Origin of the sequence: Paludisphaera mucosa, from assembly GCF_029589435.1 — a bacterium.
Lineage (GTDB): Bacteria > Planctomycetota > Planctomycetia > Isosphaerales > Isosphaeraceae > Paludisphaera > Paludisphaera mucosa.
The window spans coordinates 2,031,468-2,053,028 of record NZ_JARRAG010000002.1; the positions used below are offsets into that span (position 1 = coordinate 2,031,468).

The window sequence follows — 21,561 nt, forward strand, 5'->3', positions numbered from 1 at the left end:
GTCCTCCCCGCCCGGGCGGAGTCATAGGCCCGTCCGGCAGGCGCGGAAGAGCGGCCAGAGATACAGGCGGTCGGCCGGCTCGACGGGAGCCTCGCCGTCGGGGCGGGCCGCCATCCACGCATCCCACGCCGTCACGACGGCCTCCGGCGCGATCGCCGAGGCCGCCAGCGGCTTGCCGCGCCGGACCATCCAGACCAGGTGCCGGACGACGACCGAGGGATCCAGGCTGCGAATCGCCGCCGCGTCCTCGATCGTGAACCCGCGGTCCAGCAGCCGCCACGTCCATTCCTCGGTCGAGACGTGGTCGGAAGACGTCGCCGGTGCCGGCATCGCGGGCGTGGCCGGGCTCGGCGCCGCCGCGACGGGCGTCTTGGTCGCCGGCGGGGTCGTCGTCCGCGGCGGGCGTGGCGTGGGGAGCAGCGGGTCGGGCTCCGTGAACGGCTCGTCGATCGTCGGCGCGAAGTCGGGCTGGAGGCCGGCGATCGCCTCCAGCAGGGCGTCGCCGTAGCGTTCGATCCGCGCGCGGCCCAGGCCCTTGACCTCGCCGAGGGCCGCCGGGGTGGTCGGCCGCTGGCGGACCAGGGCTTCCATCGTCTGGTTGGTGAAGACGCAATAGGCCGGCTGCTTCGCCTCGCGCGCCCATTGCTGGCGGAGGGCCTTGAGCCGCTCCCAGAGAGGATCGCCGCAGAAGTCGGAGGCCGTCGCCGAATCGCCCGCGGCCGAGGAATCCGCGGACCGCGAGGCCGTCGCGGCCCGGGCCGAGGCCCGCGCCAGGCCGTGGACGGCGGCGAACTTGTGGGCGACCTCGCGGGGGAGCCGCAGGCTCAGGGCCGGGGCCTCGCGGTCGCGGAGCCAGGCCCAGCCGGCCTCGCTCAGCGAGACCACCGGCTTGAAGCCGTCGACCGATTGGCTCTCGATCAGGCCCGCCCCGCCCAGGGCGTCGATGAGGTCGGCGATCTCGCGATGGGTCAGGCCGCTATTGCGGAGGATGCCGTAGGTGCTCAGGGCCTGAAGGCCGCCGCGGGTCATCCGCTCGGAATCGGACCCGGCGAGCATCTGGGCGACGGACGTCTTGCCGAACCGCCCCTTCGCCCGCGCGACGCCCGACAGAACCTTCTGGATCGTCTCGCGGGCCGCGGGGGCGTCGACGAGGGTGGCGTCCACGCCGCCCGGCCCGTCGCCGTCGGACCGGCAGTTGTCGCATCCGCCGCAGTGCTCGGAGAGGTTGGCCCGCTCGCCGAAGTAGCTGAGGATCAACGACCTCCGGCAGATCGGGCTCATCGCGTACTGGGTCATCCGGTCGAGCTTCTCGTACTCGTGCCGCTTCCGGACCTCCAGCTTGCGGAAGTCGATCTCCAGGTCGCGCGCCTTGCGAGTACGGTCCACCACGCGGAGCGCGTTGCCCCGGAAGGGGGGGATGTAGTCGATCGGCAGCTCGGCGGTCAGGCCCTTGATCGCCCGGTTGAGGGCCGGGCGGTCGAGCCCCAGGGCGGCGGCCAGCTCGTCGGGGCGGAAGTAGCAGGGCTCGCCCACCCGGCCCCGCGCCATCGCCTCCAGGCCGGCGAGGACCGCCCGCTTCACCGGCGCCTGGGCGCTGATCCGCTCGACCAGGCTCCCCTCCAGCTCGTCGGCCTCCATGTTGAAGCGGACGATGGCCATGTTCTCGCGGGGCGAGAACTTCTCGATCGCCCCGGCGTCGTCGAGGATCTGGATCGAGGCCCCGACCCCCGACTCCTTGACGTCCACCCCCGACTGCTCCAGGATCTGGGCGTAGGTCAGCTCGATCGGGTCGTCGTCGAGGCTCCGCAGGTAGTCGTACACCTGGTGGACGGCCTGCCGGGGCGGGAACTCGTTCTCGATGAACATCTCCTGCAGCCTGCGGTCCCCGGCCGAGTACAGCAGGACGCAGACCGAGGGCCGGCCGTCGCGGCCGGCGCGGCCGGCCTCTTGATAGTAGGCCTCGATCGTGCCGGGCATGTTGAAGTGGATGACCGAGCGGATGTCGGACTTGTCGACCCCCATGCCGAAGGCGTTGGTGGCGACGACGACGTCGGCCTCGCCGTTCATGAAGTCGTCCTGGGCCTTGCTGCGGGCGTCGCGGTCCATGCCGGCGTGGTAGACGACGACCTCGCGACGCAACTCCTTGGCGACGTAGGCCGCCACGGCCTCGCAGCGGGCCCGGCTGGAGGCGTAGATGACGGCGGGGCCCGGGGCGCGTTCGAGGGTCCGGCTCAACTCCTGGAGTTTGGCCTCGTCGCGGCCGGTCTTGGCCACGACGTAGCGGAGGTTGGGCCGATCGAACCCCGTGACGAACAGGCGGGGGTCGTGGAGGCCCAGCTGCTCGGCGACGTCGCGCTGGACGACGTCGGTGGCGGTGGCCGTGAGCGCGATGCAGGGGGGCGAGCCGATCCGCCGACGGGCCTCGCCCAAACGTGCGTAGTCGGGCCGGAAGTCGTGGCCCCACTGGCTGATGCAGTGCGCCTCGTCGACCGCCATGAGGGCCGGCCGGACGCGCTGGATCATGGCCGTGAAGCGGCTGCTGCGGAACCGTTCGGGGGCGACGTAAACCAGGTCGTACAGGCCGGCCTCGATCTCGGCCATGCGCTGAGTTTGGAGCGCCGCGTCGATCGTGCTGTTGAGCAGGGTCGCGCGCACGCCGCGCTGGGTGAGGGCGTCGACCTGGTCCTTCATCAGGGCGATGAGCGGGCTGACGACGAGCGTCAGGCCGGGCGTCACCACGGCGGGGAGCTGGTAGCAAAGGCTCTTGCCGCCGCCCGTGGGCATGACGCAGAGGACGTCTCGGCCCCCCAGGACGGCCTCGATGACCTCGCGCTGGCCGGGACGGAAGTCCTGCAGGCCGAAGCGCCCGCGTAGCGCGTGCTCCAGATCGACCGGCTCGCCGACGAGACTCATGGACGCCGCCCCTCGATGACCGCGAGGGCGGTCCCCGACCCCCTCCGCCGCGCGAACCCGGCGGGCGTCGCCGCCCTCCATATCCCATTATAAGCAGCGGGCCGGCCGCCGCGTCAGCCCAGCCCGCCGGACGCCGTGCGGGGCCGGTCGGCAGGGATCCCTGAAATCAGAACCTCCGGGCTTTTTTATTTGACAAGCGCGTCCCGCGGCAGTAGATTCTGCGTTCGGGCCATCCGCTTCATCCTGGGGCGGCCGGACATCCGGCTTCGGCCATCCGCCGGGGCCGCTCGCCCGCCTTCCCCTAACCATCGCGGGAGGCCCGGCCTGCAAGGTGTCACCCGGCATTGCGACCTGCATCGACTCGGGCGCGGTTTTTGCTGAATATCCCGCGACCCTCCCATCGGAGCGACGGAGATGATCTCCCGAACCCGATCGACGTCATGTAGTCATCCCTCAATCGCCGTCCCATGGATCCGTGGCCATGCTCGTTGGGCTCGACAGACATCTTGAGAATGCGGCTGCGACGCAAGCCCTGCGTAAACGCCAGGCAAGGAGGTTGGCCCATGCGGCTTCTCGTATCAGGAACCGGTCGACGCCTCGCTGTTGTTGACCCGGCCCGCGGGAGGAGGCGGCTCCACCATGAGCCCCCTTCCAACCTCATCCCGCCATCCTTCGGCCCCGCCTGACCCCCTGGATCTCGATCCGTCAACCGTCCAGTCCGCCTCGTCCGTCCGGCCCGCCTGGATGCGTGATGCGAGACCATGATCCGCGTCTCGACGGCGCTGACGGGGGAGACTGGATCGTCATCGTCCACCGGCCGCCGGATTCGAAGGGCCGAGAACTCGCCGTCAGAGCGACGTCCCCCCCCAATCGACGGCTCTTTCTTTCAACCGAAATACTGGCTATTGAAGTCTTAGTGACGATGGGCAAAGACATGAACCCCACATCATCCTCCCGATCCGAGGCGTCGTCCGCCGGGTCGTATCACGATGGACTCGAGATCCTGGAAGCGCAGCTTTGGGATCGGGCCCGCCGGAACCTCCGCCTCCTCTATAACGGTGGTCGCATCGCGCCGGCGGCCTCGCAGAACCCGAACGCCTACGTCGGACAGCTCGCGGTGGTCACCCCGAAGATCTGAGTCGTTTCGCCAGCCTTCTTGAGACCTACAGCGTCTCGCTCACGGATGGATTCCTCCTCTCCCTTGCTTGGCCGGATCCGCAGCCCGAATAAACTGCATGCGTGCAAGACGGTCGCTCGTCTCTCACCTCATCAAGACGACGTCGTCCTGGGCCTCATAAATCAGAGAATTACCCCGCTTGCCGACCGTCTCGACGGCCCCCGCCAGCCGGAGGCAGTAAGCCACTCGCTGTGCGAATGGCAGCGACCTGCCTAATTTTCGCGCAAGGTCGGCGGTCGTGAACGGCTCTGTCGTCGGAAATCCGAGCGGCAGGAGATTCCAGAGGTCGGCCGCCAGGACGATCGAGACCGAATCGACGACGGCGTCGAGACGGCGATCGACCACGGCGAATCCCGGCCGACGCCGGCGCGAGACGCGGATCTCCTCGATCGTCACGCCCAGCAATTCGACGGACAGGTTGCGATCCGGAAGGAGCGACGCCAGGCCGACCAGGTCGTCGAAGGCGTCGACGAGACTGCCCAGCTTGGGGCTGCGGCGGCGCGAGAGGTCGGGACCGTCGGCATGCTCGCGGCGGACGACGACGCGTCGCAGCACGATCGGCCTGATCACTCGGACCCGGTGGTGGGGAAGCAATCTGCGCAGCTTGGGCTTCAGATTTCCCAGCCCGGCCGACTGGATTTCGATCAGGGTGCCGTCCTCGGCGACGGCGTCGATGCGGAAGCCGGCCACGGCGACCTCACAGCGGCCCCCGCCCAGGGTGCCGTATCGCTCCTTGAGGCTCCGGTGCAGGCTGGTTTCCATCCGCGCGATCGTCCTTGATCGGGCCTGGTCAGTCCCGTTTGAGAGGTTCGACGCCGAGGTCGCGGATGGTCAGCAGGCTTCGGAAGGCGAGCCCGCGGGCGGCGAAAGTTTCGGCCGCCCCTTCGAGGCGGTCGAGCACCGCGACCACGACGGCGACCTTGCAGCCGAGGGCCTCGACCGCGTCGACCGCCTGGAGCGACGAGCCCCCGGTCGTGGCGACGTCGTCGACGATGGCCACCGTCGAGCCCGGTTCGAGCGGCCCCTCGACGAGGTTGCCCGTGCCGTGCCCCTTGGCCTGCTTGCGCACGAGGAAGCCGCGGAGCGACCCCAGGCCGTTCTCGGGCGCGAGCGCGAGCGCGGCCCCGACGATCGGGTCGGCGCCCATCGTCAGGCCGCCGACGGCCGCGAGCTCGGGATGCTCCCGGAGGATCTTGAGCACGCCGCGGGCGATGAGCCGGGCCCCCTCGGCGCCGAGCGTGACCTTCCGGCCGTCGATGTAGTAATGCGAGCTGCGCCCGCTCGCCAGCGTGAACTGGCCGACGCGGAGGGCGTCGCGCTTGAGCAGTTCCACCAGCGCGCCGCGGTGCTCGTCGTTCCATTCCACGGCCATGGCCGCCGGGTCCTTTCCTGGTGTCGTGCGGTCGGGATGCAGGGCTTCGGGCCGTCCAGGCTAACACCCCGTGAAGTCCCATCCAAGAGGCCGCCCCGTCGAGCCGGCCGTCGCGGGGGTCGAACATCGACCGTTCCCCTTGACAGCCGCGACCGGCCGGGGCATCCTGCCGAGTTGAGCCGACGGGCGGACCAGGGTTCGCAACGCCCTCGATCCGACGCCCGGCCCTCAAGGAGGAGAACGCCATGTCGAGCCTCGTCTGTCCCGACCGGGTGGTCGCGTGCGTGGGTCGAATCGCCCGGAACGCCTCGCGTCCGGGCGTGGAGTGCGCCCTGGACCGGTGCCTGGAGGGCGTCGACGCCCTCCGCCGCGAGGAGCGGATCACTGCGGAGCAACGCGAGGCCATGCGGCTGATCCTCCTGGGGATCGGCATGCACGCCGCCTGACGCGGCCTCGCCCGGCGGCGGGTCGACCGGGACGGTCGGGTGGACGGGGCTGCGGCGGCGGGGCGAACGGGGACGCGGGAAGGACGGCGGAGTCGTGAAGGGAACGCGGATCGCGAGCGTCTCCGGGATCCGGGGATGGGTGGGGGACGGGCTCGACCCGGCGGCGGCCCTGGAGTACGCGGCGGCCTACGCCAGCCAGTGCGGGCCCGGGCCGATCGTCGTGAGCCACGACGGCCGGATCACCGCGCCCGTGTTCGAGGCGGCCGTCACGGCCGGCGTCGCCGGGACGGGTCGCGAGGTCTGGAAGGTCGGCGCGACGGCCACGCCCACGGTCGGCGTCCTCGTCCGCGAGCGGGGGGCGGCGGGAGGCGTGCAGATTTCGGCCTCGCACAACCCCCCCGAATACAACGGCTTGAAATTCTTTCAACCCGCGGGCATGGTCCTCAGCCCCGACGCGGGCCGACTCGTGCTCGACCGCTGGAAGCGGAAGGATTTCGCCTGGGCCCCGTTCGACGGCCTGGGACGCATCCGGACGCTCGACGAACCGGACGAGATCCACCTGGCGCGCGTGCTCGCGGTCGTCGACGTCGACGCGATCCGGGCCCGACGGTTCGCCGTGGCCCTCGACGCCTGCCATGGCGCGGGCGGCCGCCTGGGCCGGACGCTCCTCGACCGCCTGGGCTGCCGCGCGATCATCCTGGGAGGCGAGCCCGACGGCCGCTACGACCACACGCCCGAGCCCACCGAGAAGAACCTCGCCGAGTTCGCCCGGATCGTCCCCGCGGTGGGGGCCGCCGTCGGCTTCGCGCAAGATCCCGACGCCGACCGCCTCGCCCTGATCGACGAGCGCGGCCGCTACATCGGCGAGGAGCTGACCCTGGCCCTGGCCGCACTGCGACGCCTCGAACAGCGCCGGGGGGCGGTCGTCCTGAACCTCTCCACCTCCATGACGACCGAGGCCCTGGCCCGCGACCGGGGATGCCTCACGGTCCGCACGCCGGTCGGCGAGATCCACGTCGTCGAGGCCATGCGGTCGGCCGACGCGGTGATCGGCGGCGAGGGGAACGGCGGCGTCATCGACCCCCGAGTCGGGCTGGTCCGCGACAGTTTCGTCGGCATGGCCCTGACGCTCGACCTGCTGGCCTCGGGGCCGGCGTCGAAGCCGCTCTCGGCCTGGGTCGACGAACTGCCGCGGTTCGCGATGGTCAAGGATCAGTATCCCCTGCCCCCCGGCCTCGGTCCGGACGCGATCGCCGGCCTCTGGGATCGGATCGCCGCCGCGCATTCGACGGCCGAGATCGACCGCCGCGACGGCCTGCGGCTGACCTGGGCCGATCGCTGGGTCCACGTCCGCGCCAGCAACACCGAGCCGATCGTCCGGGTCATCGCCGAGGCCGGCGCGGCCGGTGACGCCCGCTCCCTGGCCGACGACGTCGGCCGCCGCGTGACGGCCGGAGAAGGCCGACCATGATCGCGGACGAGCCCCGGCCGGACGGCTGGCCGACCTACGAGAAGCCCCCGTCGGCGGCGTTCATCGACGTCGACGGCACGCTCCTGGCCGAGACCACGACGTTCCTGTTCGCCCGCATCCTCATGAGACGCGGGCTGATCCGCCGGTCGTCGCTGCTTCGCGCCCTCTATCACGGGCTCCAGCACCGCTTCGGTCGCCTCGACTACGGGGCGCTGATCGCCTATGGGCTGAAGAACATCGCCTCGGTCCCGGTCGTCGAGCTGGAGCGGATCGCCTACGAGAATTTCGTCGAGCACGTCAAGCCCCGGCTCTATCCCGGGGTCGTCGAGCACTTCAACGCCTTGCGCAAGCTGGGGACGCCGCTGGTCCTGGTCTCGTCGTCGCCCGGCCTCGTGATCGAGCCCCTGCGGATCTACCTGAGCTGCGCCGACGCCCTGACGACGAAGGTCGTGATCAACCGCGGCCGGCTGGTCGGCGTCGGCGGCGGCCCCCCCTGCTACGGCGAGGGGAAGCTGTTCTGGGCCGAGGAATGGGCGGGGCGGTACGGCCTGCCGATCGGCGAGGCCGCGGCCTACGCCGACAACTGGAGCGACCGGGCCCTGCTCGGCCGCGTCGGCCGGGGGGTCGTCGTCCACCCCGGCAAGCGCTTGACGAGGCTCGCCCGCGAGCGGGGCTGGGACGTCGTTCGTCCGGGACGGCCGAAACGAGGCTGACCGCGAAGCCCCGTTCCCCCTTCGCCGGCAGCCCCACCGTCGAACGCCCGACGACCACGACGACCCATGGGACGCCCGATGGAAAGCATCCTGCACGGCCTGCAAGACTGGTATGCAAGGCAATTCGACGGCCTCTGGGAGAATGACTACGGGGTGAAGATCACCACGTGCGACAACCCGGGCTGGTGGGGGAAAATCGACCTCGTGGGGACGGAATTGCAGGACCGCTCGTTCGAGTCGATCGCGGAGAGCGTCGATGGGGCCGGCTCGCCGCAAGGTCCACGTTGGCTGCATTGTCGAGTGCCCGACGCGGTCTGGCACGGGGCCGGCGACGAGTCCAAGCTCGCCGTGATCCTGATGCATTTCCTGGCATGGGCCGGCGGCGGCGACGCCGGGCTGCATCGCCCACTTCGACTTGACGGCCCCGAAGGGCCGGGCTAGAGTCCGCCGATCGTGGGTTCGGCCTGGATCCGCGACGCCCGGTTCACAGGACGTGGGTGGGCATTCCGTTCGTTCGCGAGCGACGCGTCTTCGGTCACATCTTCGAAGACGAGTCCGGGGGTTCTCCCCGTGCGGTAGGCAAGGAGGCAGGTCCATGCGGCGGACAGTCCCCAGGCGGTCCTGGGCGTTGGGTGCGTTGGTCGCGATCGCGGCCCTGGCCGTGAGCCAGGTCGGCGCGGGGCCGTTGACGAAGAAGCGGGCGGCGGAGAACGCGCCCAAGGTCGACGAGTCCGTCGGCGACCTCGCCTACGTCTTCCAGAACGGCGAGACGGCCGTCGAGGGCGTCGGCCTGGTCTCCGGGCTGGACGGCACCGGCGGCGACACGCCGCCCTCGTGGCACCGCGACCAGCTCGTCGACGAGATGGCCAAGGCGGGCGTCGAGTATCCCAGCAAGAAGCTGGAGAGCAAGCAGTTCGCGCTCGTGATCGTCAGGATGAAGATCCCCACGGGGGCCGCGCCGCGCGACCGCTTCGACGTCGAGCTGGAGCTGCCCCCGGCCAGCTCGGTCAAGAGCCTGGCGGGCGGCTACCTGATGCACACCCGGCTCCGAGAGGTCCTCCACGCCAGCGGCGCCCCGAAGACCGGCAGCGAGCTGGGCTCGGCCTCGGGGGCCGTCATGATCGGCGACGCCAAGGACGGGTCCAACCCCAAGGCGGGCCGGGTCCTCGGCGGCGGCCGGGTCAAGAAGGACCATCCTTACAAGCTCATCCTGAAGGACAACCGCCGCTTCGTCCGCAACGCGGGCATGATCGAGAAGGTCGTGAACGAGCGGTTCCGCCAGAACGAGCACGGCCAGAAGAAGGGCGCCAGCACCGCCAAGACCGACACGTACCTGGAACTTCGCGTCCCGGACGTCTACCATCAGAACCAGGAGCGGTACTTCCGCGTCGTCCAGCTCCTGCCGATGGTCGACACCCCCCAGCTCCGCGAGAAGCGGGTGGCGGCGACGGCCCGCGAGCTGCTGGACCCCAAGACCTCGGGCGTCGCCGCGCTGAAGCTGGAGGCGCTCGGGCCCTCGGCCGCGCAGGCCCTGGAGGCCGGGCTCAAGAGCGAAGACCCCCACGTCCGGTTCTTCGCCGCCGAGGCCCTCGCCTATCTCGACCAGGCGAGCGGCGTGAAGGTCCTGGGCGAGACGGCCGTCGCGATGCAGCAGTACCGGGCCTACGCCCTCGCCGCCCTCGCCGCGATGGACGAGCCCACCGCGCGGGCGCGGCTCCGCCACCTGATGGACGAGTCCGACATCGAGGTCCGCTACGGCGCCTTCAACGCCATGAGGATGGTCGAGCCGAACGACGCCACGCTCGGCCAGGTCCGGATCCTCGACGACCCGCGCTCCGAAGAGGGGGTCGACGACGAGTCGCCCGACGCCATGGCGGTCGCGATCATCAACAGTCGCCGCCCCCGGCCCGAGGACCCGTTCGCCCTCTACATCGTCGATTCCGAAGGCCCGCCCGTCGTCCACGTCTCGCGGACGCGACGCTCCGAGATCGTCGTCTTCGGCCGCGGCCAGAACCTGGTGCCGCCGCTGGTGCTCGGCCAGGGCGACATCCTGCTCAACGCCGCCGACCACGACGACGCGGTGGACATCTCCAAGATCGTCCCCAGCCGATTCGGCGACTCCGACGTCAAGATCCACAGCTCGCTGGAAATCGGCGAGGTCATCCGCCACGTCGCCCGGCTGGGCGCGACCTATCCCGACGTCGTGGCGATCATCGAGGCGGCCGACCGGCAGAAGAACCTCCCCGGCCCCCTGTTCGTCGACTCGGTGCCCAAGGCGAACATGAAGTACCTCAACAAGGCCCTGCTGGGCAAGGATGAGGCCCCCAAGATGGACGAGGAGGTCAAGACGGCCTCGGGCTCGTTCCTCCGCCGCATGTTCAACATCCGCGGCCGCGAAGACGACGGGGCCAAGAAGCCCGACAAGGCGGACAAGTCCGACGGCGACGACTCGGACGACGCCAAGGCCGCCGACGCGGCGGACTCGAAGACCGCCGGCTCCAAGGCCAAGTCCGACGCCAGGACCAAGTCCGACGCCAAGGGCTCCGACGCCAAGGCCTCCGACGACGCCGAGAAGCCCGCCGCCAAGAAGGACGACGCCCTCCAAAAGACCTCGGGCGAGGCCGCCTCGGCTTCGTCCGACGATTCGTCGTCCCGCCCCGGCCGGCCCCGGATGTTCGACGTCTTCCGCCGCCGAGGCGAGTGACCGCCGCCATTTCTGGCTTACCACCCGGCCCCGCGGCCGGCGACGATCCGCGTCGCCGGCCGCGGGGCCTTCGTGTTTCCCCCTCCGGGCCGGCCTGCGCCCCCTTACAACCCCCGCCATCCGCGCATCCATCGCCGGCGGAGGGCTCGCGACGACTACTCGCGGCCCCTCTTAAAGTCCCAGCCCGCGCGGCACGAATAATAGTCTTGACGGTCAGGTCCGCTACAGCAAGGAAGCGAGCGAGACGCCCTTGAAGGATGCGGGCTGGGGCCGCTTCCCGCCTCGTGAGAGGACGGGGGGTCCCTCGGTCTTTATCGAACATTGGGGAGTCGGGTTCCCGAAGCCTTCGCCCACGACGGGGAGGGCGGCCTCCGACACGTTCCGGACTTTCGGAAACTTGAGTCTGGATTCGAGTTGTAGGAACGCTGCTTCACGGGGCGATAAAGAACGGGGGAAGGGTCGGAGCGATTGGATGGGCCCTCGACGCGTGCGAGCGACTCGACCCGGAGACGGGGAGGGAAGACCGCCGCGGCGAAGCCCGGCCGTCGCGGGCCGACGTGGTTCCTATCCGGAGGGAGGAGGAAGCCTCCGTGGCCTCGCACCCATCAGGGCGAGTGGAGTCCTCGAGATGAAGAAGGTGTTTACAACCGGCCAGGTCGCGAAGATTTGCAAAGTCGCGCCTCGGACCGTGAGCAAGTGGTTCGACTCGGGCCGCTTGCGAGGATATCGCATCCCCGGCTCTCAGGATCGCCGGATCCCGCGGGAACACCTCCTGCGGTTCCTCAAGGAGCATGGAATGCCCTTGGGCGATCTCGAGGCCGAGGTCTACAATAAGATCCTGGTCGTCGGGGCCGACGCCCCGCTCCAGGCCGTCCTCCGGGATCATCTCCGCGAAGGAGACGACTTCCGGATCGAGACCGCGGCGTCGGGTTTCGAAGCCGGCATCCGCGCCGAGAGCTTCCACCCCGATTGCATCATCATCGATATGGCCCTGGGTCGCATCGAGGCCGGGCAGATCGCGCAGAACCTGCGCAAGAGCCCGGACCACCAGTCGACCATCCTCCTCGCCCTGACCAGCGACGAGCCCGGCGAGGAGATCTTCTCGCTCGGATTCAACGACGGCTTCAAGAAGCCGTTCGACGGGGCCTTGCTCGCCGAGCGGATCCGTCGGCTGATCTCGCAGAAGAAGTCCGACGAGCCCTGAGCCGATCGCACACGGTCGCACGTCGCCCCGGGAACCCGACGTCGACCCAGATCCCGGTTCTCCGGCCGACCGAGCCCGGGCGGCCCGCACCCCCGACCCTCCCCAGGGTCGAGGTGGCGGGCGGCCCGGGCTCGTCGGATTTCCGGCGCGTCGCCCGTCGCCGGCCCTCGAACGATCCCCTCACCCCTGGAACGACCCGCGCCCCGATCCGTAGGATGAGGGCCCGCTTCGCCGCCGATCCCCACCCCGAGACGAGCGACCATGACGAGCGCCCCGCCCGGAGGCCCGACGACCCATCGCCGCCTCGGCCTGTCGGCCGGCCTCGTCGCGGCCTTCCTGACCCTCGCCACCCTGCGGGGGCCGGGGCTGACCATCGACGAGCCGCTCGACGTCCGGCCGGGCCGCGACTACGTCGCGCTCCTGGCGCGCGTCGGCCTGCGGTTCTTCGAGCGCGGCAACGTCGACGCCCTTTTCCGCGACAACGCCGAGCACCCTCCGCTGGGCCGCTGGCTGCTGGGACTCGCCTCGAAGGCCTTCCAGCCGTTCGAAGCCTGGATCTTCGGCCCCGACCCGACCGGTCTGTACGTCCTGTCGGGGAGGATCGCGCCGGCGCTGGCTTTCGCGGTCCTGGTCGGCCTGATCGCGGCCGAGGCGGCCCGCCGCTGGGGGGGGCCCGCGGGCGTGGCGTCGGCCTGGGCGCTGGTCGTCATGCCCCGCGTCTTCGCCCACGCCCATCTGGCGGCGCTCGACACGTTCCTGTGCCTCTTCTGGACGCTCGCGCTCCTGGCCGCCGCGCGGGCCGTCGACGCGAGGCGGCCGGCCCTCGCCATGCTCGCCGCCGGCGCGCTCTGGGGCCTGGCCTTGCTCGTCAAGATCCACGCCTGGTTCCTGCCGCCGCTCGTCCTGGCCTGGGCCCTGCTCCGCCTGCGGCCCGCGAAAGCGATCGGCGTCGTCGCGGCCTGGTTCATGGTGGGCGTGGGGGTCTTCCTCGCGGGATGGCCCTGGCTCTGGTACGACGGCTTCGCGCGCTGGGCCGCCTACTGGGGGACGGGGGTGCATCGCACGTCGATCCACGTCCGCTACTTCGGGGCCGACTGGGACGATACCGCCCTCCCCTGGCATTATCCCTGGTTCTACTTCGCCGTCACGGTCCCGGTCCTGCTCCACGCCCTGGGCGCGGCCGGACTCGTCCGCGGCTGGCGGGGCCGCCGCGACGACCCCTTCCCCGGCCTGCTCGCCGCCTCGATCCTGCTGTTCCTCCTGCTGTTCAGCACCCACGTCCCCGTCTATGACGGCGAGCGGCTGTTCCTGCTCGTCTTCCCGGCCTGGGCGATGCTGATCGGCCTGGGCTTTTCGCGGGCCTGGACGCGCTGGGGCGGGAGCCGCGCGGCCCGGGGCGGGCTCGTCGGGCTGATGCTCTGCCAGGCGTTTGGAACGATCTCGATGCACCCGTTCGGGCTCAGCTATTACAATCTGCTGGTCGGCGGCCTCCCCGGGGCGGAGCGTCTCGGGCTGGAACTGACGTACTGGGGGGACGCCGTGGATCGCGTCCTGCTCGACGAGCTGGCCCGTCAGGTCCGGCCCGGCGAGGTCGTCGCGCTGGCCCCGACGCTCTACCCCGGGCAGGGCGTCGCCACGACCACCGCCCCCCTGGTGCGCCGCGACGTCGTGATCCAGGACGAGTCCGCCGTCTCGAAAGCCGACTGGGTCCTGTACTTCCGCCGTCAAGCTTATACTGGGGCCGCGGTTCGCGAGCGGCTCGCGGACGGCGCCGGACGCCTGGTCGCCTCGCGGAGCCGGCAAGGCGTGCGGCTCTCGGAACTCTGGCGGTTTGCGGGCCCGGCCCGAGCCTCGCCTTGAGTCGAGAGGCCCGATCGGAGATCTTCTTCGGGGCGGCCGGTCGATCGCGACGCCTCGCGTCGCCGATGAAGATTCGGCGCGACACCCTCTAGCCTCGATTGGGCTGATTCGTAAAATATGTTTAGAACGAATTGAACGAAACTTTCGAGGGCTCGATGGGAGAGCTGAGCCATTACGACGAGCGAGGGGCGAGCCGGATGGTCGACGTGTCGGCCAAGGAGCCGTCGCTGCGCACCGCGAGGGCCAGCGGACTCGTCCGGATGGCGGCGACGACGCTGCGCCTGATCCTCGATCGTCAGGCCGCGAAGGGGGACGTCCTGGAGACGGCCCGCCTGGCGGCGATCATGGGGGCGAAGCGGACGGGCGACCTGATCCCGCTCTGCCATCCCCTGGGCCTCGACGCGGTGGAAGTCGACCTGACGCCCCGGCCGCCGGACGCCGTCGAGATCACGGCGACCGTCAAGGTCCACGGCCGGACTGGGGTCGAGATGGAGGCGCTGACCGCGGTCAGCGTCGCCGCCCTGACGATCTACGACATGTGCAAGGCCGTCGACCGGGCCATGGTGATCGAGCGGGTGCGGCTGGAGGAGAAGACCGGGGGCGCGCGGGGCGCCTACGTGCGGGATCGATCGGGATGAACCGACGTGACGGTGGACGCAGCGGAGTGGAGACGGGCATGACCAGACCATCGGGGCTTCAGGCCGAAGAGAGCCGGCGGACGCTCGGGCGCCTCTTCGCGCCCATCCAGGCCGGGCTGGCGGACGCGGAGCGGATCTTCCAGGACGAGCTGCGGAGCCGGTTCGCGTTCGTGCAGGCGCTCGTCGACCACTGCGGCGACTACCAGGGCAAGCGGCTCCGCCCGGCGCTCGTGCTGCTCTCGGGCGGCGCCTGCGGCCGCACGACCGCCGCGCACCCGGTGCTCGCCGCGGTCGTCGAGATGATCCATACCGCGACCCTGGTCCACGACGACGTCCTGGACGAGTCGATGGTCCGCCGCTACGCCGCGACCGTCAACGCCGAGTGGGGAAACGAGCAGGCCGTCATGCTCGGCGACTACCTGTTTTCGCACGCCTACCACCTCGCGGCGTCGCTGGAATCGACCCTCGCCTGCCGCTGGATCGGCAAGGCCACCCACGAGGTCTGCGAGGGGGAGATGCAGCAGCTGCATCACCGCGGCAATCTCGACCTGGACGAGGCGTCGTACAACCAGATCATCGCCGGCAAGACCGCCGCCCTCACCGCCGTCTCCTGCCGGCTGGGCGCGCACTACGCGGGGGCCGAGCCCGCCGTCGTGGAGGCGCTCGAGGCCTACGGCTCGCACATCGGCATGGCCTTCCAGATCGCCGACGACGTCCTCGACATCTGGGGCGACGAGCGCGCGACCGGAAAGAGCCTGGGGACCGACCTGGAGAAGCAGAAGCTCACCCTCCCCCTGATCCGCCTGCTCGAAGTCGGCGAGCCGGCCGCCGTCGAGCTGGCGCGACGCCTGCTCAACGAGGCCCGCGCCGACGCCCGCCGCCGCCTCCGGCCGCTGCTCGAGGATTCCGGATCCCTCGACTACGCCTGGTCGAAGGCCCGCTGGCACGTCGAGCGGGCCGTCGCGGTGCTCGAGGCCGTCGGCCCCTCCCCCTTCAAGGACGTCCTGTCCGAGATGGCCGAGTACGTCGTCCGCCGCTCGTCCTGATCGGCCCGTCCCCCGGAATCCGAGAGACGCCGTCTCCGCGGGGCGGCGTTTTCCCGTTTACGTGATCGACAGAGTTTAATATTTGTCGATCATTGCGAGAGTGGAATCTTGCGTGAGTCCGCATCGCGTCGCTTCGAGCGTCGCCTCCCTTCGCGCCAAGCCCGCTCCGGGCCCGGCCGCCGCCGCGTGCCGAAGCCGCGAATTATTTGGGGCTTTTTTGATTGCACCGCGGTCGCCGAAAGCTATGATGTGGCTGGAGACCCGGCCGGGCCTGCCTTCGCGACCTTCGGAAAGATCGTCCCACCGGCCGCCGGGTCCGACGTCGAGGGGGGCGACCCCACCGATCCGGGGACGCTGATCCCCGCTCGCCCCACGAAATCCAGGACCTCTTTCCCGCTTGCGGGCTTGTGCGTTCGTCGGAATATTGCAAACACGAAGTCAAAGTCCCCCTTATCGGGGAGAATAACGGCCGGCGCGTCATGGAACTCAAACTAAAGCTCTTGATGTTGATGAAGAGCAAGAACCTCAACGGCCAGAAGCTGGCGAAGCTCTCCCTGGTCAGCGACTCGGAGATTTCGCGGATTCTCCAGGGCAAGTCCCGTCCCGGCCTGGACAACGCGCTGAGGCTCGCCCAGGCCGTCGGCGTCTCGCTCGATTACCTGGCCGACGACAGGATCGACGTCGAGCCCGCGCAGGCCGACGACGCCCTCACCTCCGAGGATCACAAACTCCTCGGCATCTGCCGCCGAGTCGGCGGCGACGAAGCCCAGCGCGTCCTGGAGATCGTCCGCATCCTGGGCTATGACGTCGCCATGGCCCGCCTGATCGGGGCCGCCTCCAAGCCCGTCATCGAGCGGCTCGACGACGAGATCGGCGAGCCCCGCACCTCCCTCTCGACCAACGGCCAGCACGTCCTCCGCGGCCCGGCCACAGCCACCGCCACCGCCTGACGTCATCACGACGTTTGTCCGAGAAACCGTTTTCCGCCGTCCCCGCCGGCGTGCCATGGTCGCTCTCGGCACAGGTCGTCGCCCATACGACTCGTGAGCGTCCGATCGGCTCCGCCAGTGTGGGCAAGACGAATGTGACGCGAGCTGAGACGAGCATCGACGCAATCAGGCTATCGAGAATCCACCGGGAACGCCCTGGACGGCCTCGCGAACGCCCCGAGGAGTTGGGTTCATCGAGGCCGCTTGGGGCGAACGCCAGGCCTTGCTCGGCCAGTCATGCGAGGGGAGGCCGACGCCCCTGTACCTGCCGAGGACTTCCGATCGACCGACGTTCGAGCGAAAGGTGCGTGACCGGCCCGGCTTCAAGAGGGCTGACGGAACTCTCGACTCGGGCGCGGCACTCTAGAATATTCGACGGGTCGAGACGTTTGCACAGCCTGACGGTCAGAACTGTTTGCGCTGGCGGCTCGACGGGATCATCAGGGCCTGGCGATATTTCGTGACGGTGCGGCGGGCGACCTTGAGGCCGTGCCGACCCATCTCGTCGACGATGTCCTCGTCCGAAAGCGGGTCGGACTTGTTCTCCTTGGCGACCACTTCGAGCAGCTTCTGCTTGATGGTGTCCCAGGCGATCTCCTCGCCGTCCGCCGTGACCGTGCCTCCGCCGAAGAAGCGTTTCAGCGGGAAGATGCCGCGCGGGGTCTGGACCCATTTGTCGTCGACGGCCCGGCTCACCGTGGTGACGTGGACGCCCACGCGGTCGGCGATCTGCTGCATCTTGAGGGGCTCGATGAACTCCGGCCCCTTGTCCAGGAAGGGCTTCTGGTGGTCGATGATCGCCCGCGCGACCTTGAGCAGCGTATTCCGCCGCTGCTCGATCGACTCGATCAGCCATCGGGCCGACTGAATCCGCTTCTGGATGAACTCGCGGGCCGCGGGGTCGGTCCCCTTGTTGCGGAGCTGCTTCTGGTAGTACCGCGAGATCGACAGGTTCGGCGTGTGCTCGTCGGCCAGGCGGACGTCATAGGCGCCCGTCTCGTTGGGCTCGACGATCAGGTCGGGGACGACGTACTGGGTGTTCTCGCTGAGGTTGAACGAAGACCCCGGCCGCGGGTTGAGCCGGCGAAGGTGCTCGATGGCGTCCTTGATCGCCTCGATCGAGAGGCCCGTCTTCTTCTCGATCGTGGGGAGCCGGTTGTGCTGGAGGTCGTCGAGGTGGTGGCCGATCAGCGTGCGGAGGATGTCGTGGCAGGGGGTGTCGGGGGTGAGCTGGAGCTGCAGGCACTCCTTGAGGTCGCGGGCCCCGACGCCGGGCGGGTCGAGCCGCTGGACCATCCGGAGGCAGTCCTCGGCCTGCTCGACCGTGACGTCCCGGCCGAAATCGCGGGCGATGTCGTGCAGGGTGACGTTCTTCGGCAGATAGCCGTTGTCGTCGAGGTTGTAGATGAGGTACTCGGCCAGCTCGCGGAGGATCGGCTCGCAATCGAAGAAGCCGAGCTGCTCGGTGAGGCTGTCGTGGAACGAGCGAGGCCGCGACGCCATGTTCTGCATCGCGTCGAGCTTGCGGTCGCCTTCCTCGCTGAGCGAGGCGCGGCTGCGACGGGGCCCTTCGTCGTACAGCTCGCTCCAATTCTCGTCCATGTTCCCGAGGTTGTCGAACTCGCTCGGCTCGGCGTCGGCCGGCTCGGCGACCGCCGGGCCGTTCGTCTCCTCGCCGTCCTCGGCCGGGGAGGCCGATTCGCGAAGGTCGACCAGCACCGGGTTCTCGCTCAACTCCTGCTCGATACGCTCCTGCAGGGCCATGATCGGCAATTGCAGGATTTCCATCGACTGGATCATCCGAGGTGCCATGCGGAGGCGCATCTCGGTTCGCATCTGCTGGGAGGTATCAAGCCGCATGATCCGTAATTCCCCAGTACCGACGGGCCTCGACATCGTCGCGACGGTGGGCGGTCGGCCCACGATGGTCACGGCGACGTGTTCTCTAGCAAGTATTATGCCGCGCTTTTCCGGCGTTCAAGTGGCAACCCCGGGGAAGTTGTCGGAACACATCCCGAGGGGTGCCTGGCGACGCAACCGCGATCGGCGGAACCCTCGATGGAGATGTCTGTTGCGCGGCTCAGAAAGGCTGGCGTCCGGTGAGGGCGTCGGCCAGCATGTCGCGGCTGGCGAACTCCAGCGTGCTCCCGGACGCCAGGCCGCGAGCCAGGCGGGTGATCTGGACCGGCTCGCCCTGGAGACGTTGCGCGATGTAGAGCGCGGTGCCGTCGCCTTCGAGATTGGGGTTCGTCGCCATGATCAGTTCGCGGACGCCCCCTTCGCGGACGCGGACCTCGAGCGCGGCGATGGTCAACTGGTCCGGGCCCATGCCCTGCAAGGGGGCGAGCCGGCCTAAAAGGACGTGGTAGACGCCGGGATACGAGCCCGATTTCTCGATCGCCAGGAGGTCACGCGACTGCTCGACCACGCAGACCAGCGCCGGGTCGCGGCGATCATCGCGGCAGATGCCGCAGAGGGGCTGCTCGACCTCGGTGAGGTGGAAGCAGCGCTCGCAGTGGCGGACCTGCTCCTTGGCCGCGCGGATCGCCTCGGCCAGGTCCAGGGCCTCGTCGACGGGGCATTTGAGCAGGTGGTGGGCCAGCCGCTCCGCCGACTTGGCACCGATGCCCGGCAGGCGTCCCAGCGTGGTGGTCAGGCGGTCGAGCGCCGCACCGTAGCCCGCCATGTCAGGAGCCTCCGCCGACGCCCGGGAAGAGGTTGGCGGGGAAGCCGCCGGTCATGGAAGTCAGCGATTGGGCGGCGTTCTCGCGGATCTTCACCAGGGACGCGTTGACGGCCGCCGCCACCAGGTCTTCGAGAAGCTCGACGTCGCCGTCCGCGAGCAGCTTGGGATCGATGCGGATCGAGGTGATCTCCATCCGGCCGTTGACCTTGGCCACGACGGCCCCGCCGCCGGAGTCGCCCTCGGCCTCGATCTTGCCGAGAGCCTCGGCGGCCTTCGCCATCGACTCTCGGATGTTGCCCGCGTTCTTCATGAGGTCCGCGATGTCGCCAAGTTTTCCGAACACGTCAGGTCACCCCTTCTGGTCGGCGTCTTCGAGGGAGCGTCCACGATCGATCGACCGACCCCGAGGGGTCGTCGCCAAAGGGACTTCTCCATCATGACGAATTAGTGGACGGACGTCGAGCCGTCTTCGCCGTCGCGCCGGGTTTCGGGCTCGAAATGGGAGACCCGGGCCTCGAAGAGTTCCACGACCTTCTGGATCAGCGGGTCGGCGCCGAGTTGGTCGAGGCGCCGGGACCCGGATTCGGGCGCTTCCGGCTGGGCGCCATCGGCTTGCGACGCCTCGTAGCGCACGCTCAAGGGCCTCTGGAGCAGCCATTGCAGGCACTCGCCGATCCGTTTGCGGGCCTCGTCGGCTCCGCACGGATCAGCCACGGAATTGTATCCCGGCTTGGCCCCGATGACCAGGACGTCGGGCTCGTCGACGCCGATCGGTTGCGCCTGGCTGAGTCGCCAGGATAAGCTCGCCCCGACCTTCTTCAAAAGGTCGGGCCAGATCTTCTGGACGACCTCCAGGTCGAGCGGCGGCAAGGCCTCGACGCGACGTTCTTGCTCGATCGCAAGCCGATGCTCCACAACGATTTCCGGCTCGGTGGCTCGTAGCACGGGCGGAAGGACCGAGGCTACCCGTACGGCTTCGACGGGGGCTGCGAAATGAGGAGGCTTGCCGATCCCCGATTGCTGGCTGGCGATGGAGTCGGATTGAGACAGCTTTTTCTTCGCGCTCGTTGCTGAAACTTTGGGCGGCGGGGTCGTGCCGGCTTCAAGGGCTTTGAGCCTCTGGACGACTTCACCGAGTTCATCGAGGTTTTCCAGGCGGGCGACGCGGACGAGAGCCAGTTCCGAGAGCAATCTGCCATGAGAAACGCCTCGCATCCGCGCCCGGGCCTCGGCGAGAATCTGGAGCGACGCGAGGATCGCATCGGTCGACCAGCGATCGACGGCCGCTTGCAGCCTCGGCTTCTGACGCGGTGCGATGGTCAGCGTGAGCGACTCGGCCCCGATCGAGAGGACCAGGGCGTCGCGCAGGAAGTCGATGACCCCGGCGAGCAGCTCGGTCGGCTGGACTCCCTCCGAGGCGGCCTGGTCGAGCAACGTCAGGGCCGCGGCCGAGTCGTGGGTCGCCAGGGCTTCGACCATGCCGATGAGGCGGTCGTCGCTGGCCGTCCCGAGCAGGCCGTGGACCACGTCGGGCGTGAGCCTCGGGCTACCCGACGAGAGCATCCGCTCCAGCAGCGACTGGGCGTCACGCATCGAGCCCCCCGCGCGGCGGGCGACGATCTGGAGGGCGTCCAGGTCCGCTTCGACCCCCTCGCGGTCGCAGATCGACTTGAGGGTCTCGACGATCGCGTCGGGGGCGATCCCCGCGAAGTCGTAGCGCTGGCACCGCGAGAGGACGGTGATCGGGATCTTGTTCGCCTCGGTCGTGGCGAAGAAGAACTTCACGTGCGGCGGCGGCTCCTCCAGCGTCTTCAACAGGGCGTTGAACGCGCCGGTGGAGAGCATATGCACTTCGTCGATGTAGTAGATTTTGAACCGCGATCGGCTGGGGCGGAGCGAGACGTTCTGGCGAAGCTCGCGGACCTGCTCGACGCCGTTGTTGCTGGCCCCGTCGATCTCGATGACGTCGACGTCCTGCCCGACCGAGATCGCCTGGCAGATGTCGCAGACCTGGCAGGGCTCCTCGGTCGGGCCCTTCACGCAGTTCAGGCATTTGGCGAAGATCCGGGCCATCGACGTCTTGCCGACGCCCCGCGTGCCGCAGAACAGGTACGCCTGGGCCAGCCGGTTCAGGCGGATGGCGTTGCGGAGGGCCTGGACGACGTGGTCCTGGCCGACGACGTCCTCGAAGCGCTGGGGACGATAGCGGCGGGCGACGACCGTGTAATTGTCGGACGCCGGCGGGGGGGCCCCGCCACCGGCTGGGACGGCGGCCGGCGAGTCGGCTCGCTTTTTCGAGGCGGGACCTTGCGACACGAGCCGGCGCTCCCTCGTTCCGGTTT

18 protein-coding genes are annotated in these 21,561 nt (G+C 69.5%); 11 read left to right on the forward strand and 7 right to left on the reverse strand.

What is annotated here, in order from left to right; translation table 11 throughout:
• Positions 1 to 21: 21 nt before the first annotated feature.
• Complete coding sequence (locus tag PZE19_RS17540) at positions 22 to 2,913, reverse strand: RecQ family ATP-dependent DNA helicase (protein ID WP_277861925.1); 2,892 nt, start codon at positions 2,911 to 2,913, stop codon at positions 22 to 24.
• Between the two features lie 751 nt (positions 2,914 to 3,664).
• On the opposite strand from PZE19_RS17540, the gene PZE19_RS17545 reads away from it, so the two are divergent.
• Complete coding sequence (locus tag PZE19_RS17545; RefSeq protein WP_277861926.1) at positions 3,665 to 4,051, forward strand: hypothetical protein; 387 nt, start codon at positions 3,665 to 3,667, stop codon at positions 4,049 to 4,051.
• Between the two features lie 123 nt (positions 4,052 to 4,174).
• On the opposite strand, the gene PZE19_RS17550 is transcribed toward PZE19_RS17545, so the two are convergent.
• Both PZE19_RS17550 and pyrE read right to left on the reverse strand, forming a co-directional pair.
• Positions 4,175 to 4,852, reverse strand: a complete 678-nt coding sequence (locus PZE19_RS17550; protein ID WP_277861927.1) for a DUF8091 domain-containing protein — start codon at positions 4,850 to 4,852, stop codon at positions 4,175 to 4,177.
• A gap of 28 nt (positions 4,853 to 4,880) precedes the next feature.
• Complete coding sequence (gene pyrE / locus PZE19_RS17555) at positions 4,881 to 5,462, reverse strand: orotate phosphoribosyltransferase (protein ID WP_277861928.1); 582 nt, start codon at positions 5,460 to 5,462, stop codon at positions 4,881 to 4,883.
• A 245-nt stretch (positions 5,463 to 5,707) separates the two neighbouring features.
• On the opposite strand from pyrE, the gene PZE19_RS17560 reads away from it, so the two are divergent.
• The 10 genes from PZE19_RS17560 (at position 5,708) to PZE19_RS17605 (ending at position 16,494) form a co-directional block, all read left to right on the forward strand.
• Positions 5,708 to 5,908, forward strand: coding sequence for a hypothetical protein (locus PZE19_RS17560; RefSeq protein WP_277861929.1), 201 nt, complete (start codon positions 5,708 to 5,710; stop codon positions 5,906 to 5,908).
• Positions 5,909 to 6,002: 94 nt separating this feature from the next.
• A complete protein-coding gene (gene glmM / locus PZE19_RS17565) occupies positions 6,003 to 7,379 on the forward strand; it encodes a phosphoglucosamine mutase (RefSeq protein WP_277861930.1) in 1,377 nt (458 codons plus the stop codon).
• Positions 7,376 to 8,092, forward strand: a complete 717-nt coding sequence (locus tag PZE19_RS17570) for an HAD family hydrolase (protein WP_277861931.1) — start codon at positions 7,376 to 7,378, stop codon at positions 8,090 to 8,092. The genes glmM and PZE19_RS17570 overlap by 4 nt, the downstream gene beginning before the upstream one ends.
• 78 nt (positions 8,093 to 8,170) lie before the next feature.
• On the forward strand, positions 8,171 to 8,533 hold the full coding sequence (locus PZE19_RS17575) for an Imm53 family immunity protein (protein WP_277861932.1): 363 nt from the start codon (positions 8,171 to 8,173) through the stop codon (positions 8,531 to 8,533).
• 154 nt (positions 8,534 to 8,687) lie between these two features.
• The gene (locus PZE19_RS17580) at positions 8,688 to 10,796 is read left to right on the forward strand and encodes a flagellar basal body P-ring protein FlgI (RefSeq protein WP_277861933.1); all 2,109 of its coding nucleotides are present in this window, start codon (positions 8,688 to 8,690) and stop codon (positions 10,794 to 10,796) included.
• A 628-nt stretch (positions 10,797 to 11,424) separates the two neighbouring features.
• Positions 11,425 to 12,000 carry a helix-turn-helix domain-containing protein gene (locus PZE19_RS17585; protein ID WP_277861934.1) on the forward strand — a complete coding sequence of 192 codons (576 nt, stop codon included), beginning with the start codon at positions 11,425 to 11,427 and terminating at the stop codon, positions 11,998 to 12,000.
• Positions 12,001 to 12,261: 261 nt separating this feature from the next.
• Entirely contained in the window at positions 12,262 to 13,860 is a 1,599-nt protein-coding gene (locus PZE19_RS17590; protein WP_277861935.1) for a glycosyltransferase family 39 protein, read from the forward strand.
• 155 nt (positions 13,861 to 14,015) lie between these two features.
• Complete coding sequence (gene moaC / locus PZE19_RS17595) at positions 14,016 to 14,498, forward strand: cyclic pyranopterin monophosphate synthase MoaC (protein WP_277861936.1); 483 nt, start codon at positions 14,016 to 14,018, stop codon at positions 14,496 to 14,498.
• A 38-nt stretch (positions 14,499 to 14,536) separates the two neighbouring features.
• The gene (locus PZE19_RS17600; RefSeq protein ID WP_277861937.1) at positions 14,537 to 15,544 is read left to right on the forward strand and encodes a polyprenyl synthetase family protein; all 1,008 of its coding nucleotides are present in this window, start codon (positions 14,537 to 14,539) and stop codon (positions 15,542 to 15,544) included.
• A gap of 479 nt (positions 15,545 to 16,023) precedes the next feature.
• Positions 16,024 to 16,494 carry a helix-turn-helix domain-containing protein gene (locus PZE19_RS17605; RefSeq protein ID WP_277861938.1) on the forward strand — a complete coding sequence of 157 codons (471 nt, stop codon included), beginning with the start codon at positions 16,024 to 16,026 and terminating at the stop codon, positions 16,492 to 16,494.
• A 444-nt stretch (positions 16,495 to 16,938) separates the two neighbouring features.
• On the opposite strand, the gene rpoN is transcribed toward PZE19_RS17605, so the two are convergent.
• The 4 genes from rpoN to dnaX form a co-directional block, all read right to left on the reverse strand.
• Positions 16,939 to 18,393 (reverse strand): RNA polymerase factor sigma-54, encoded by a 1,455-nt coding sequence (gene rpoN, locus PZE19_RS17610; RefSeq protein WP_277861939.1) that lies wholly within the window; start codon positions 18,391 to 18,393, stop codon positions 16,939 to 16,941.
• A gap of 220 nt (positions 18,394 to 18,613) precedes the next feature.
• Positions 18,614 to 19,219, reverse strand: coding sequence for a recombination mediator RecR (gene recR, locus PZE19_RS17615; RefSeq protein ID WP_277861940.1), 606 nt, complete (start codon positions 19,217 to 19,219; stop codon positions 18,614 to 18,616).
• 1 nt (position 19,220) lies between these two features.
• Positions 19,221 to 19,562 carry a YbaB/EbfC family nucleoid-associated protein gene (locus PZE19_RS17620; protein ID WP_277861941.1) on the reverse strand — a complete coding sequence of 114 codons (342 nt, stop codon included), beginning with the start codon at positions 19,560 to 19,562 and terminating at the stop codon, positions 19,221 to 19,223.
• Between the two features lie 101 nt (positions 19,563 to 19,663).
• Positions 19,664 to 21,535: a DNA polymerase III subunit gamma/tau gene (gene dnaX, locus PZE19_RS17625; protein ID WP_277861942.1), complete on the reverse strand. Its 1,872-nt coding sequence runs from the start codon at positions 21,533 to 21,535 to the stop codon at positions 19,664 to 19,666.
• Positions 21,536 to 21,561 lie beyond the last annotated feature (26 nt).

What these genes read in the sequence shown, in the direction of transcription:
- PZE19_RS17540 (WP_277861925.1), bottom strand. Translation starts at nt 2,913, where the DNA reads ATGAGTCTCGTCGGCGAGCCGGTCGATCTGGAGCACGCGCTACGCGGG.
- PZE19_RS17545 (WP_277861926.1), top strand. Translation starts at nt 3,665, where the DNA reads ATGCGAGACCATGATCCGCGTCTCGACGGCGCTGACGGGGGAGACTGG.
- PZE19_RS17550 (WP_277861927.1), bottom strand. Translation starts at nt 4,852, where the DNA reads ATGGAAACCAGCCTGCACCGGAGCCTCAAGGAGCGATACGGCACCCTG.
- pyrE (WP_277861928.1), bottom strand. Translation starts at nt 5,462, where the DNA reads ATGGCCGTGGAATGGAACGACGAGCACCGCGGCGCGCTGGTGGAACTG.
- PZE19_RS17560 (WP_277861929.1), top strand. Translation starts at nt 5,708, where the DNA reads ATGTCGAGCCTCGTCTGTCCCGACCGGGTGGTCGCGTGCGTGGGTCGA.
- PZE19_RS17570 (WP_277861931.1), top strand. Translation starts at nt 7,376, where the DNA reads ATGATCGCGGACGAGCCCCGGCCGGACGGCTGGCCGACCTACGAGAAG.
- PZE19_RS17575 (WP_277861932.1), top strand. Translation starts at nt 8,171, where the DNA reads ATGGAAAGCATCCTGCACGGCCTGCAAGACTGGTATGCAAGGCAATTC.
- PZE19_RS17580 (WP_277861933.1), top strand. Translation starts at nt 8,688, where the DNA reads ATGCGGCGGACAGTCCCCAGGCGGTCCTGGGCGTTGGGTGCGTTGGTC.
- PZE19_RS17585 (WP_277861934.1), top strand. Translation starts at nt 11,425, where the DNA reads ATGAAGAAGGTGTTTACAACCGGCCAGGTCGCGAAGATTTGCAAAGTC.
- PZE19_RS17590 (WP_277861935.1), top strand. Translation starts at nt 12,262, where the DNA reads ATGACGAGCGCCCCGCCCGGAGGCCCGACGACCCATCGCCGCCTCGGC.
- moaC (WP_277861936.1), top strand. Translation starts at nt 14,016, where the DNA reads ATGGGAGAGCTGAGCCATTACGACGAGCGAGGGGCGAGCCGGATGGTC.
- PZE19_RS17600 (WP_277861937.1), top strand. Translation starts at nt 14,537, where the DNA reads ATGACCAGACCATCGGGGCTTCAGGCCGAAGAGAGCCGGCGGACGCTC.
- PZE19_RS17605 (WP_277861938.1), top strand. Translation starts at nt 16,024, where the DNA reads ATGGAACTCAAACTAAAGCTCTTGATGTTGATGAAGAGCAAGAACCTC.
- rpoN (WP_277861939.1), bottom strand. Translation starts at nt 18,393, where the DNA reads ATGCGGCTTGATACCTCCCAGCAGATGCGAACCGAGATGCGCCTCCGC.
- recR (WP_277861940.1), bottom strand. Translation starts at nt 19,219, where the DNA reads ATGGCGGGCTACGGTGCGGCGCTCGACCGCCTGACCACCACGCTGGGA.